Below are 12,784 nucleotides of genomic sequence, written 5' to 3'. Positions count from 1 at the left end.
ACCTACCCACTGCGAAGCCGCCTGATGGCGGCTTCGTGCTGTGCGCGTCACGGTTTGCCGGCTCGGGCCCTGCGCTGGCGCCCCCGGCGGTATCCGCGACCATGCCGTCCGGCACCCTATGCCGGCGCCGCGCACAGGCGCACGCTATGCGGCCGGCCGCGCGCCGGCACCCTTGCAATCTTCCTGCCCGGAGCACATCCATGTTGCGCACGCTGTTGCTGTCTTCCGCGATTGCGCTGGCCCTGTCGGCCTGCGACCGCTCCGCCACCGAGTCCCCGATGCCCACCAACGCTGCCCAACAGACCACGCCCGCGCAGGGCGAGAACCCGCTGCTCGTCGCCAGCACGCTGGCGTTCCAGGCGCCACCGTTCGACCGCATCCAGGATGCGCACTACCAGCCGGCGATCGAGGAAGGCATGCGCCAGCACCTCGCCGAGGTGCGCACGATCGCCGACAACGCCGAAGCGCCGTCTTTTGCCAACACCATCGAAGCACTGGAGCGCAGCGGCGAGCTGCTGACCCGCAGCGCTTCGGTGTTCTTCGCGATGACCTCGGCCAACACCAACCCCGCGCTGCAGGCCGCCGAGGAAGCGCTGGCACCGAAGCTCGCCGAGCATTCGGACGCCATCCACCTCGACCCGGCGCTGTTCGCGCGGGTGAAGTCGCTGTACGACCAGCGCGACAGCCTTGGGCTCACCGGCGAACAGGCGACGGTGCTCGAGCACACCTACGACAACTTCGTGCGCGCCGGCGCGCAGCTCGACGAGGCGCAGAAAGCCGAGCTGCGCAAGCTCAACAGCGAGGAGTCCTCGCTGACCACCGCCTTCTCCAACAAGCTGCTGGCCGCGACCAAGGCCGGCGGCGTGCTGGTGGACGACGTGGCGAAGCTCGATGGTCTCGACGAAGCCACCATCGCCGCTGCCGCCGAAGCCGCGAAGACCGACGGCCACGAAGGCCAGTGGCTGCTGGTGCTGCAGAACACCACCCAGCAGCCGGTGCTGGCGTCGCTGACGAACCGCGAACTGCGCGAGCAGGTGATGGCCGCATCGCTGGAGCGGGCGCAGAAGGGCGACGACAACGACACCCGCGCCACCATCCAGCGCCTGGCCGAACTGCGCGCGCGCAAGGCCGAGCTGCTGGGCTACCCGAACTACGCCGCCTACAGCATCGCCGACCAGATGGCCGGCACGCCGGAGGTCGCACTCAAGCTGCTGACCGACACGGTGCCCGCGGCGACCGCACGCGCGCGCTCCGAGCTCGCCAAGATCCAGGCGGTGGTGGATGCACAGGGTGGCGGTTTCCAGGTCGGCGCCGCCGACTGGGACCACTACGCCGAGCAGGTACGCAAGGCCGAATACGACCTCGACGAGGCGCAGATCAAGCCCTACTTCGAGCTCGACCGCGTGCTCAAGGACGGCGTGTTCTTCGCCGCCGGGCAGCTGTACGGCATCACCGCGAAGGAGCGCACCGACCTGCCCGTCTACCATCCGGACGTGCGCGTGTTCGACATCTTCGATGCCGACGGCACCCAGCTCGCGCTGTTCTATCTCGACCCGTTCCAGCGCGAGAGCAAGCAGGGCGGCGCGTGGATGGGCAACTTCGTCGAGCAGAACGGCCTGACCGGCACCATCCCGGTGATCTACAACGTCGAGAACTACACCAGGCCGGTCGAAGGCCAGCCCGCGCTGTTGAGCTGGGACGACACCACCACCCTGTTCCACGAGTTCGGCCATGCACTGCACGGCATCTTTTCGAAGACGGCGTATCCGAGCGTGGCCGGCACGAATGTTCCTCGCGACTTCGTCGAGTTCCCGTCGCAGTTCAACGAGCACTGGGCGCTGGACCCGAAGGTGTTCGCGAACTATGCCAAGCACTACCAGACCGGCGAGCCGATGCCGCAGGAGCTGGTGGACAGGATCGTGCGTGCGCGCACCTTCAACCAGGGCTACGCGACCACCGAGTACCTGTCGGCGGCGCTGCTGGACATGGCCTGGCACACGCTGCCCGCCGGTGATGCGCAGAAGGACGTGGACACGTTCGAACGCGAGGCGCTGGCGCGCTACAAGGTCGACATGGCCGCGGTGCCGCCGCGCTACCGCACCAACTACTTCAGCCACATCTGGGGCGGCGGCTACGCGGCGGGCTACTACGCCTACTTCGGTGCCGAGGTGCTCGACCACGACGCCTTCCAGTGGTTCCGCGAGAACGGCGGGCTGACCCGCGAGAACGGGCAGGTCTTCCGCGACAAGGTGCTGTCGATCGGCCACTCGCGCGATCTTGCCCAGGCGTATCGCGAGTTCCGCGGCAAGGATCCGAGCGTGGAGCCGCTGCTGGAGCACCGCGGGCTGAAGTAAGCGCACGCCGCAGTGTCGCCACACCGGAGGCCCGGGCAAGCGGGCCTTCGTCGTGGTGGGGTATGCCGGAGTACCGACCGCGCGCTGCACACGGGTGGCTGCATCACGCGGCGGCGTGCACGTACGGAAAGCGCCATCGCGCGCGGTAGGATGCGGCTCCGTCGAACGCACGCTTCCCACTGCATGAAGGTCCGCAATCCCGACGCCACCCCGGCCGCATGAGCAAGGCGTCGACGCGGACCGCTTCCGGCCACGCACCCCGCATCGAAGGCGTGCAGCGCGCGACCGCGGTGCTGGTCAGCGTGCTGCTGCACCTGTGGCTTGCGTGGCTGCTGCTGTCCACCACGCCGATGACGCCCAACGACCCGCAGGGCGCCGAGGCCGGCAGCCCGATGGTGGTCGATTTCGTCGGCCTCACCCCGCCGCAACCGGTGCAGGCACCACACGCCAGCCCGCCGCCCCCGCGCCCACGCACGCCGACCCGGGCCGCGCCCTCGCGCGTGCGCACCACCGAGGTCATCCGCGCCGACGAGGCGCGTCCGCAGGAATCCGACGCGCAGACCCCGGCGATTACCGAGCTGCTTCCGCAGCCACCTGTCCCGCATCCGCCACCGCCATCACCCGCGCCGGTCGCCGGCGCCGCCACCAGCCCGCCCACCGCGCAGCGCACGCGCACCTGGGGCCAACCGCCGGGCATGCTGCCGCAGGCGACCTCGCCGGTGAACGCCGGCACCGGGCGCAACATCACGGCAGGCCGTGGCCGCGGCCGCGATTCCTCCAGCGGCCCCAGCATGGAGGCCGGCGGCTACCAGGTGATCTACGACCTGCGCAGCGAAACCCGCCTGCGCGCCTGGCGCGACGCCGGCATGACCGAGGTCTTCTTCCCCCTTCCCGGCACCCGCCAGCGCATGGTCTGCCCGCTGGAAACCGCGCTGCGCCGCGAATCCGGCCCCTGCCGCCTGCTCGAACCCGACGACCCCGAACTCGCCAGCATCGGCGACGCCCGCGAGGTCATCACCATGCACGGCGTCTACCGGCGCGGCGAAATGCTGTGGCGCGGGCCGGGGGCGTATCGGTGAGTGCTGGTACCCCCGACTGGAGTGTGGCGGCAGTCACGGATGCTCTCTGGATCCCTCGGGTCAGCTAAGACATCACGTCAGACCGCTGGACGCTGCTACGCTCGCAGCACACAGGACGAGCAAGGAGCGCTCGAATGGCGAAGCCCATTGTTTGTGTGGGTGATGCGCTGGACCATGGAGGTAGCGTCGTATCGGGATCGCCTTTTACCGATATCGACGGCAGGCCCGTGGCGCGCGTTGGAGACCGCGTGGTGTGTAGCCGCCATGGCCCCACCGCAATCGTATCCGGTGATTCCACACTGATCGTGGACGGTCAGCCAATCGCCAGACATGGCGACAGAGCAGCTTGCGGAGCGATGCTGATTTCGTCCCAGGTGCACGCCTTCGTCGAGCAGAATCCACAGAGCGACAGAGATTCCTCGCGCTCATGCGCAGCAGGCCCGCGAGCCGCATCCGCCTCGTTGGCATCCATGGCATTCGACCGCACCTTCGTGCTGTGCAACAGCGCATCCGGTCAGCCCCTGCCCAACACGCCTTATCGCATCAAGCTCTCGGACGGCCGTTCGATCGGGGGCGTGTCTGACGAACGCGGGTCCACTGTGCGAGTCACGGGTGCCACTGCGCTGGATGCGGTGATCGAGGTGCTGGCATGAATCCGAACATGGTGCATAGCGAAGCGAGCAAGCTGACACCGGCATCCGACACGTCTCCTCGGCATGTGGTCGTATCGTGCCCAGCCCCAGAGCAGGTCCGGATCAAGTACGGTCCCAATGCACGACGTGAAGCGATGACAGATGAAGCACTCTCGGCTCTCCGCCAGATCTGCTCGAACGCCTGCATCCGCTCGGTGACCATCACAAGCACCGCGCGCGCCGTGGAAGATCAGGCTCGCATCATGTACGGAAACATCCGGCGACAAGGTGCGGCCGCCGTTCGCTCGCTCTACCGTGCTCCCGGTCAGGCCGTTGTCAGCGCCTACGAGGAAGGCGCTCGCGCAGGTCTTGACGAACACGGGATACGCGCGGCCATGGCGGCCCGTATTCGCGAGGTCGGTCCCGAGAACGTCTCCCGGCACATCGCACAGGATGGCATCTGCGTGTTCGATGTCGCTCCTAGCTCGATACCGGCTGGTGCCCGGGCCCGATTCGTGGCAGCGGTTCAGGCCCACAATGCCGTGCGACATTTCCTCCAACCCCCGCGCGACCCCGCGTACCACCTGGAGATCTGACGATGCTCAGCGTTCTCATCGCGGCGGGACTCGCCATAGGCGGGGCCGATACCTGCACCATGCAGCCGCCTTCGCTGCCGATCGAGAGGCTGCAGCAGAGCAGGGACGTTATCGCGACGACCATCGACCAAGATCGCGGCCGGGCTTCGGTACTGCTGAAAGACGGGCGCTTGCTACGGGTTGCTGCAATGGGGTGCCTGCACTCCGGGATGTCGGCTGTGCTATGGCTGTTTCCAGAACGACCCCAGGATTCGCACCCGCGATGGCAACATGTTGCGGAAGAGCTCTCACGGCTGGTCTTCCCCGACGACGTCCACGCGTTGTTGGCCCAGGCGTTGGCGCAGTCGAGCTTCGTGGCTGAAGACACCGCGACCGGCTTGATCGCTCGGATCCTGACGCCCGAGGATGTTTCAATCGAGGTCGAGGTAGTGCGTCTAACCCTGGGCACGCTGGTCACAATCACGTACGCCTATCACTGATGATCGGATGGGCCGGCGCACAGGTGATCGCGCGTCTCAGAATCCTCCACTGGCCTCCTTGGTCGTCTCTAGTATCTCGTCGTACTTCGAGAGCCTGTCAGCGATTTCGCTGCGCCCCGAGTACTTGCGCTTCAAGGCGGCGAGCGATCGATCCGTCCCTGTACAGAACCGGCCAATGCCGGAGATCACCTCGGTCATCCGCACGGTATCGCGGGGATCGGGAAGCTCGCCGCGGAAATAATCGCAGTTGTCCCGTCGTTCGATAAACCGTTTCACGTCATCCGGAAGAGCCTCCGGCGGACCCTGATGACTCGAGCATCCGGTGATGGAGAGCAGAAGAATCAAAGCAACAGCTCTCATGGTTCCTCCCATTGCTGCGCGAGCAGGTCAGACCGGTTTCGGCCGATCGAAATTCACACCCGAAGACTGGCACTGCCGACGGATCAGAACGAAATGCAGGTGAATCACTCCGCCGCTTCCGGCGGGCCGAGGTTGCCGCGGCTGTACATGCCGGAGCGGTCGAAGCAGCAGGCACGGCGCTGGCCCGAGGCCAGCTTGTCGCAGGCGGTGGCGATGCGCTTCGCGCGCGTCTCGGCCTTCTTGCCGGAGGTCACCCACTGGATCCAGTCGCGGCGGGCGACAGGTGTGACGTCGTCCCAGGTGGCCTTGGCGGCGGTGTTCGCGGCGAGCGCGGCCTGGAGGTCCGGCGGCACTTCGGGTTCCGGTTCCTCCGTTACTGGCGCGATCTCCAGGGTCACGGTGTCACCGGTCCGCACATCGGCGGCGGCGAGCAATTCGTGACCGACCCTGAGCCAGTGGCTGCCCTGCCCGTCCGGCTCCAGCGTGGCCTGGAACGGCGTCCCCGCGAGCGTGCCGTCCACGGTCACCTGGCTGCGCGTCGGCAGCTTCGCGCTGGCCGCCGCGGGCAGGACGAGGAAGGCCCAGTCGGCATCCGCCGGCTGCGCAGGCCGCTGCAGGCGTGCATCGAATCGGACCCGGGTCGGCGTGCGGTTGGCCATGCCGCAGCGTACCGCCATGGGCGCTGTGCGAACTAGCCGGACCTCGTGACCCCGACCCCGACTTCCGGATCGGTGCGGTGACTCAGATGTCGAGGACGATCTTGCCGAAGTGGCTGCCGCTTTCCTGATGCCGGAACGCCGCCACCAGATCATCCAGCGCAAAGTGCCGGTCGATCACCGGCCGCAGCGTGCCGGCTTCCAGCGCGCGCACCATGTCCTGCTGCTGGCGGCGGCTGCCGACCACCAGTGCCTGCAGGCGCAGCTGCCGCCCCAGCGCCAGGCCCAGCGGCAGCTGGCCGTCGACACCGGTGAGCACGCCGATCAGCGCCACGTGCCCGCCCACGCGCGAGGCCAGCATGGATTGCGCCAACGTCGCCGGGCCGCCGACGTCGAGCACGTGGTCGACGCCGTTGCCGCCGGTCATTCGCCGTGCGGTAAGGCCCCAGTCCGGATCCTCGCGGTAGTTGATCACCTCGTCGGCGCCCAGTTCGCGCAGGCGCTCGAGCTTGGCATCGCTCGACGAGGTCGCGATCACCCGCGCACCGGCCAGCTTCGCGAACTGCAGCGCGAAGATCGACACCCCGCCGGTGCCCTGCACCAGCACCACCTCACCGGGCTTGAGCGCGCCGTCGTCCATCAGCGCCCGCCACGCGGTCAGCCCTGCGGTGGTGAGCGTCGCGGCCTCGGCGTGGCTCCAGCCGCGCGGCGCGCGGGTGAATGACGTGGCCGGCGCGCTCACCTGCTCGCGCGCATAGCCATCGATGCCGTCACCCGGGGTACGGGCGAAGCCTTCCACCTGCGGCTCGCCGTCGAGCCAGTCCGGGAAGAACGTGCTGACCACGTGGTCGCCGACGTCGAACCCGCTGACGCCATCGCCCACCGCGATGACCTCGCCGGCACCGTCGGACATCGGAATGCGCTGCTCGGTCGGCCCGGTGACGCCCTTCACCACCATGTAATCGTGGAAGTTCAGCGAGCTCGCGCGCAGGCGCACGGTGATCTCGCCCGGGCGCGGTTCGACCGGTTGCGTGCTGCCGACGGTCACATGCTCGAAGCCGCCACCGGCGGGGATGTGGAGGGTCCTGATGGTCATGCGGGGAACTCCTTTGGGCGTGCGCCGCACAACGGGCGCGGTACGTGTCTGGCGCCCAGCATGCCTGCCCGGATGTAAGGCCTCGAAAACGACGGTGTGCCGGGCCGCCGAGCCGCTCCACCGCAGTGCCTGGGCCAGGACGGCCCGATGCTTTCCGCCTAGCCCTTGACGCACACCACCTGTCGCAAGGTGTGCACCACTTCCACCAGGTCCGCCTGCGCCGCCATCACCGCGTCGATGTCCTTGTAGGCCGCCGGCGACTCGTCGATCACCGCCTGGTCCTTGCGGCATTCGACGTGAGCGGTGGCCTCGCGGTGCTGCTTCAGCGTGATGCTGTTGCGCGCCGCGGTGCGGCTCATCACCCGGCCGGCGCCGTGGCTGCAGCTCTCGAAGCTGTCGCCATTGCCCAGCCCGCGCACGATGAAGCTCTTCGCGCCCATGCTGCCGGGGATGATGCCGAACTCGTCCTTGCCGGCGCGCACGGCGCCCTTGCGGGTAACGAACATCTCCTGCCCGCCGTGCGTTTCCTTCTGCACGTAGTTGTGGTGACAGTTGACCGCCATCGCCTGCAATCTGAACTTCGGCAATTCCGCGCGCATGGCGTGCAGCACGCGCTGCATCAGCGCCTCGCGATTGGCGCGCGCGTAGTCCTGCGCCCAGCCCACCGCCTCGACGTAGTCGTCGAACAGCGGCTCGCCTTCCATGAAGAACGCCAGGTCCTTGTCGGGCACGTGGTAGCCGAGCACGCGCTTGCCGAGCTCCTCGCGCGCACGCTGGATGAAGTAGCTGCCGATCAGGTTGCCGGTGCCGCGCGAACCCGAATGCAGCATCACCCACACCGCCTCGCTCTCGTCCAGGCAGACCTCGATGAAGTGGTTGCCACCGCCGAGCGTGCCGAGTTGTTTGTCCACCTTGTCGAGACGGATTTTCGGGTGCCTCGCCTTGATGCGCTGCAGCCGCTGCCACAGTCCGGACCCGCCCAGCGCCGTTTCGATGCTGTCGGGCGTCGTGCGGTGCTCGCCATGCGGGCCGTTGCCGACCGGGATCGCCCGCTCGATCGCCGAGCGCAGCCGCGCCAGCGAATCGGGCAGGTCCCGCGCGTTGAGCGTGGTGCGCACCGCCGCCATGCCGCAGCCGATGTCGACGCCGACCGCGGCCGGAATGATCGCGCCCTGCGTCGGCACCACCGAGCCCACCGTGGCGCCGATGCCGAGATGCACGTCCGGCATCACCGCCACCCACGGCCCGACAAAAGGCAGGCTCGCGATGTTGCGCAGCTGCGCGCGCGCCTGGTCTTCAAGCGGCACGCCGCGCACCCAGCCCTTGATGGGGGTCTCGCCCTCGTGATGCAGCCATTGGTGGTTCGAAGTGTCCATCCCGTTGATTCGCTAGGAAGTTCTGTAACTGCGCCCGTGCTGCACGAGGTATCTACGTCACCTGACCAGCTGACGGCGTCGCCATCCGGGCCGCCGAACACGGTCGGCCTGACGATCTACCCGCCAGCTTCGCCAAGCGCCAGCGCCTCGAAATGCCTCAGCACCGGAGTCTCGGCTGCGTGGCGTAGAGGCGGCGTCTGTCGCGGTGCTTCGTTCCAACCCAAAGAGAGCAGGCCTAGATCGAATTCAAATGAAACGCAGAGTGCAGGAGTACGGGCGGCTTGCCCGCTGCGTAGAAGCCGCACTTCTCAGGGTCGATCCCGGTCTGTAGCTGGGCGATACCCAACATATCGAAGAAGCGTTGCGCATCGACAAGCTCTATGGACGCCCACGGACGACACGCCGTCGCGGCGCGTGCCGCCCCGCGCTGGAACCCACTCGTGGATACGAACACGCCCCGCGCGTAGCCGCCCAGCATCAATGCACCGAGGAACGCTCGAATCTGCTCGACCTCGACGGCGCGACCCCAACGCTTTACTTGTACGCCGGCATGCCGGCCTGCGCGATCGCACAGCACTATGTCGATCCCGCCATCGTTCGAGTAGGCGGTCGCTTCCGCCTCGTATCCGCTGTCCCTGAAGACGCTGGCAACAACCCGCTCGAACAGCCGCGGCGCGATATGGTGCCTGGCGTCGTAGCGCCGACGCAGGAAGTTGCGCACTTCGCCCAGCGGTGCCGACAGGTCACCCACGTCCAGTTCCATCAGGACGGCGGGCGCAACCAGGTTAAGGAGCCAGAGCTGGCTTCCGACGGCAGGAAGGACCGCGCTGTCGACCGCCGCCCACCAACCGCACATCTGGCAGATATGCAAGGATGCCTGACGCTCGCAGACGTCGCCGCGCAGACGTACGTGCGGATGGTCCGCGTCCAGGCCGTGGACTTCAAACGTGTGTTCGGCCACCTCCTTGTAGGCCAGCTCGAAGTCCGTGAGGCCGTATGGCCAGTCGTCCAGATCGTAATAGCCGTACGCGCTCTCACCGCAATGCACGCAGTGAATCGTTTCCGATTCGAACCTGGATCTATACGTTTCCAAGGAGGTCGCATGCACGACCTCCTGCGCACTGCCCGGGACGTGGCGATACAACATGATGCAGAGGCATCGGAGTGCTCGGCTGGCCGATTACGCTGCCAGTCGCTTGATCCTGCCGGGCAGGCTGCCCAGCGCGCGGCGCGCTTCTTCCAGATCGTAGTCAGCCTGCAGACCGAGCCAGAAGCGCTCGCTGGTGCCCAGGGCCGCAGCCAGGCGCACGGCGGTGTCGGCGGTAACGCCGCGCTTGCCCAGCACGATCTCGTTGATACGACGCGGAGGCACGGCCATGGCGCGGGCCAGCGCATTCTGGCTGATACCCAGCGGCATCAGGAACTCTTCCTGCAGCACTTCGCCTGGGTGGACATTGGACAAGGCAGCCATGGGCCGATCCTCTTCGGACTAGTGGTAATCGACGATCTGGACGTCGCTGGCCCCGCCTTCCGTCCATCTGAAGCAGATGCGCCATTGATCGTTGATCCGGATGCTGTGCTGGCCCTTGCGCTCGCCCTTGAGCGCTTCAAGCCGGTTCGCCGGGGGGATACGCAGGTCGTCGAGCACCGCGGCGGCATTGAGCATGCGCAGCTTGCGCCGGGCAGTCTGCTGGATATCCATAGGCAACCTGCGCGAGCGTTCGCCGCGCCAGATCTTCTCCGCTTCCCTGTCGGCGAAACTCCGTATCACGGCGGTGATCATAACGGATGCCGTTATATGACGCAATCCGTTACGCCCTGCCGACATGGCGGCGTACGTGCTGCGATCGGCCGTGGTGTCTGGGAATAGGGCATTGCCCCGGGCTGACGGCAGGGCTCCGGAGAGCATTCAAGCTCGCCGGTCCGGGGGTCAGACCAGTCGCCGGTCAACACCCGACCAGATGGCAGGCCTGGCTTTCAGCGCTTGAGGCCTGCCACGATCTCGGACACGTCGACGCCCATCTCGAGCTGCACGCGCACGTACTCGCGCTCCTTGCGCGAGAGGGCGCGACCGGCTTCGATGCGTACGTCCTCCGCCTGCAGGATGCGCATGATGCGGGGAAGCGCCGAGCCGATCGCGTCGGGGCCGTAGCCGGCTTCGCGAAGGGCTGCGCGGAGGAGAGCTTCAACGTCCATGCGACGTCCTGATCGTGCGGGGCCGTGCATTGTGGCGCACGCGCCACGCGGGAAGCCGCTCCCCGGCCGACGGGTACGTTTCAAGGCGCGCTACGCGCCTGGTGCCGACCCGCACCGGGCTGCGCGGCCGCAGCGACGCGTTGGAACTTCGATGGCGGCTGGCGTTCGCCCCCGTGGCCACCACGCGACATGCGGCACACTGTCGCGCCCATGCCCATGGCGCGCCCGCGATGACCCTACCCGACGACGATTTCGATCCCGACGACAACTACGCGCAGGAGGCCGAGGGCGCGGAGAGCGAGGACGCGGCCGGCGCCGAGGCGCTGGTCTGGCAACTGCTGCTGGTGATCAATCCCGGCGACGAGGATGCCGCGATGCGGCAGTTCGAGGCGTTCCAGGATGCACTGGGTGGTGGCGATGCCGGTGACGTCGACGTGCCATGGCTGCTGAAGGATGTGATCGACTGGAAGTCGGGGTTCCATCTCGACGAGAGTGAGACCGGCGCGCTGATCGATTGCATCAACGAGCTGGCCGCGCGATTCAACCTGGCGATCGACTGGGGTGTCGAGGATCCGACTGACGATGCTTTCCTCGGGAGCGTGTCAGCGACCGAACTGCTGGTGACTGCACACGACCAGCTGCGGCTCGATGGCTACACGTTGTGGACCTGGGAGACCGGGACCGATGCGGTGGCGGGTTGGATGACGCTGGCGGCTGATGACGAGGCGGTGCGGGTGATCGCGCCGGCGCTGGGGATCGATGCCCGGCGGGCCGGCGTGTGATTCCGCCGTGCGGCCGAGGCCTCGATGACGGGCCCGGCTGATGGGGCTGCTGTTCCTCCTGCTGCTGATCGCGCTGGCCTGGTGGCTCGGCGCGCTGCAGCTGTGGTTGCGTAAGCGCTGGGTCGGCGAGGCGTTGCTGTGGATCGGCGGCGCGCTGGCCGTGGGCGCGGCGACCCGCATCGCCTGGGGTTTCGCCGGCGTGTTCCGGTCTGGCGACTGGGATTCGTTATCGACCGACCAGGCCGCGCACCGGCTGTTCGGCCCGGGAAGCGCCTGGTTCCAGCGCTCCGGCTGGCCGCCCCTGGATGGCGCCGCGAACGTCGTGCTGGCGCTCGACCTGTTCTGGACGCTCTTGGCGTTGAGTGGCGCGGTGCTCCATGGCTACGTGTTCTGGGCCGGCGTGGCCGGGCGTCGCTGCGCGACGCGAGCGCGGCCGCGCTGAGCCCGGCTCTGCCCGCGACCGCACGGTGCCACGCCGCCGGGTCGTGCTCCCCGTTCATCGGCGAATGGCGCCAGGCGTGTCGCCGAAGTCACCCCGGTCCGCCAATTGAGCGCCTCGCGGAACGGACAACGCCGCGCCCCCCGTGCACGCGCGCCACGCAAACCCCGCAAGGAGGACACCCACGACTGACACCCGGCACACCGACCAGGTCACCCCTGCCATGCTGCGCTTCGAGCGGCTGCTGGACGCGCCCGTGGACAGGGTCTGGCAGTACCTGGTGGACCCCGAGCTGCGCGCGCGCTGGTTCATGGCCGGGCCCACCGATGCCAGGGTGGGCGGCAGCATCGGCCTCACCATGGACCACGACCGGCTCTCCGACCGCGACGTGCCCACGCCGGAGCGCTACCGCCCCTACGTCGGCCACAGCTGGAGCGAACGCATCACCCGCTGCGAACCGCCCCACGTGCTCGCCTTCACCTGGGAGAACGGTGACGCCGGTGAAGTCACTATCGAACTCGACGACGCCGGCAACGGCAGGACGCGTCTGGTGCTGACCCACACCGGCCTGCGCGGCCGCAGCGACGCGCTCAACTTCGGCGGCGGCTGGCATGCGCACCTGGCCGTTCTGGAACGACGCATCCGCGGCGAAGGCGTGGCGGACTTCTGGGCGCTGCATGCGGAGGCGGAGGCGCGGATGGCGGAGATGCTGGTGGAGGGCAGTGACAACCGTTGAGCG

16 protein-coding genes are annotated in these 12,784 nt (G+C 67.9%); 8 read left to right on the top strand and 8 right to left on the bottom strand.

The features are described from left to right. The first annotated feature begins 200 nt into the window (after window positions 1–200). The 5 genes from dcp to E5843_RS00340 all read left to right on the top strand — a co-directional run bounded on the left by dcp (window position 201) and on the right by E5843_RS00340 (window position 5,140). Window positions 201–2,354 carry a peptidyl-dipeptidase Dcp gene (gene dcp / locus E5843_RS00360; RefSeq protein ID WP_136411479.1) on the top strand — a complete coding sequence of 718 codons (2,154 nt, stop codon included), beginning with the start codon at window positions 201–203 and terminating at the stop codon, window positions 2,352–2,354. Between the two features lie 218 nt (window positions 2,355–2,572). Continuing rightward, the gene (locus E5843_RS00355; RefSeq protein WP_141065537.1) at window positions 2,573–3,433 is read left to right on the top strand and encodes a type II toxin-antitoxin system RelE/ParE family toxin; all 861 of its coding nucleotides are present in this window, start codon (window positions 2,573–2,575) and stop codon (window positions 3,431–3,433) included. 134 nt (window positions 3,434–3,567) lie between these two features. Next, window positions 3,568–4,086, top strand: coding sequence for a PAAR domain-containing protein (locus tag E5843_RS00350; RefSeq protein ID WP_141065536.1), 519 nt, complete (start codon window positions 3,568–3,570; stop codon window positions 4,084–4,086). Beyond that, window positions 4,083–4,661: a hypothetical protein gene (locus E5843_RS00345; RefSeq protein WP_136411476.1), complete on the top strand. Its 579-nt coding sequence runs from the start codon at window positions 4,083–4,085 to the stop codon at window positions 4,659–4,661. The genes E5843_RS00350 and E5843_RS00345 overlap by 4 nt, the downstream gene beginning before the upstream one ends. Before the next feature lie 2 nt (window positions 4,662–4,663). Next, a complete protein-coding gene (locus E5843_RS00340; RefSeq protein WP_136411475.1) occupies window positions 4,664–5,140 on the top strand; it encodes a hypothetical protein in 477 nt (158 codons plus the stop codon). 36 nt (window positions 5,141–5,176) lie between these two features. On the opposite strand, the gene E5843_RS00335 is transcribed toward E5843_RS00340, so the two are convergent. The 8 genes from E5843_RS00335 to E5843_RS00300 all read right to left on the bottom strand — a co-directional run bounded on the left by E5843_RS00335 (window position 5,177) and on the right by E5843_RS00300 (window position 10,824). Further along, entirely contained in the window at window positions 5,177–5,500 is a 324-nt protein-coding gene (locus tag E5843_RS00335) for a hypothetical protein (RefSeq protein WP_141065535.1), read from the bottom strand. A gap of 104 nt (window positions 5,501–5,604) precedes the next feature. Further along, window positions 5,605–6,177, bottom strand: a complete 573-nt coding sequence (locus E5843_RS00330; RefSeq protein WP_244240801.1) for a YdeI/OmpD-associated family protein — start codon at window positions 6,175–6,177, stop codon at window positions 5,605–5,607. A gap of 64 nt (window positions 6,178–6,241) precedes the next feature. Further along, window positions 6,242–7,252, bottom strand: a complete 1,011-nt coding sequence (locus E5843_RS00325) for a zinc-dependent alcohol dehydrogenase family protein (RefSeq protein WP_136411473.1) — start codon at window positions 7,250–7,252, stop codon at window positions 6,242–6,244. A 158-nt stretch (window positions 7,253–7,410) separates the two neighbouring features. Next, window positions 7,411–8,628 carry an RtcB family protein gene (locus E5843_RS00320; protein ID WP_136411472.1) on the bottom strand — a complete coding sequence of 406 codons (1,218 nt, stop codon included), beginning with the start codon at window positions 8,626–8,628 and terminating at the stop codon, window positions 7,411–7,413. Between the two features lie 235 nt (window positions 8,629–8,863). Further along, the gene (locus tag E5843_RS00315) at window positions 8,864–9,775 is read right to left on the bottom strand and encodes a restriction endonuclease (RefSeq protein ID WP_136411471.1); all 912 of its coding nucleotides are present in this window, start codon (window positions 9,773–9,775) and stop codon (window positions 8,864–8,866) included. Window positions 9,776–9,808: 33 nt separating this feature from the next. After that, complete coding sequence (locus E5843_RS00310; RefSeq protein ID WP_134675356.1) at window positions 9,809–10,099, bottom strand: HigA family addiction module antitoxin; 291 nt, start codon at window positions 10,097–10,099, stop codon at window positions 9,809–9,811. An 18-nt stretch (window positions 10,100–10,117) separates the two neighbouring features. After that, window positions 10,118–10,399, bottom strand: a complete 282-nt coding sequence (locus E5843_RS00305) for a type II toxin-antitoxin system RelE/ParE family toxin (protein ID WP_141066112.1) — start codon at window positions 10,397–10,399, stop codon at window positions 10,118–10,120. A gap of 206 nt (window positions 10,400–10,605) precedes the next feature. Continuing rightward, window positions 10,606–10,824 (bottom strand): polyprenyl synthetase, encoded by a 219-nt coding sequence (locus E5843_RS00300; protein WP_134675358.1) that lies wholly within the window; start codon window positions 10,822–10,824, stop codon window positions 10,606–10,608. Between the two features lie 230 nt (window positions 10,825–11,054). Between E5843_RS00300 and E5843_RS00295 the strand changes: the two genes are divergently transcribed. The 3 genes from E5843_RS00295 (at window position 11,055) to E5843_RS00285 (ending at window position 12,781) form a co-directional block, all read left to right on the top strand. Further along, on the top strand, window positions 11,055–11,606 hold the full coding sequence (locus E5843_RS00295) for a DUF6630 family protein (RefSeq protein WP_136411470.1): 552 nt from the start codon (window positions 11,055–11,057) through the stop codon (window positions 11,604–11,606). Window positions 11,607–11,646: 40 nt separating this feature from the next. Continuing rightward, complete coding sequence (locus E5843_RS00290) at window positions 11,647–12,048, top strand: hypothetical protein (protein WP_141065534.1); 402 nt, start codon at window positions 11,647–11,649, stop codon at window positions 12,046–12,048. Between the two features lie 220 nt (window positions 12,049–12,268). Then, the gene (locus E5843_RS00285) at window positions 12,269–12,781 is read left to right on the top strand and encodes an SRPBCC family protein (RefSeq protein WP_136411468.1); all 513 of its coding nucleotides are present in this window, start codon (window positions 12,269–12,271) and stop codon (window positions 12,779–12,781) included. Window positions 12,782–12,784 lie beyond the last annotated feature (3 nt).

Origin of the sequence: Luteimonas yindakuii (genome assembly GCF_004803715.2) — a bacterium.
Taxonomy (GTDB): domain Bacteria; phylum Pseudomonadota; class Gammaproteobacteria; order Xanthomonadales; family Xanthomonadaceae; genus Luteimonas; species Luteimonas yindakuii.
Note: the sequence above shows the minus strand (reverse complement) of the source record. Positions and strands in the feature narration are given on the sequence as shown.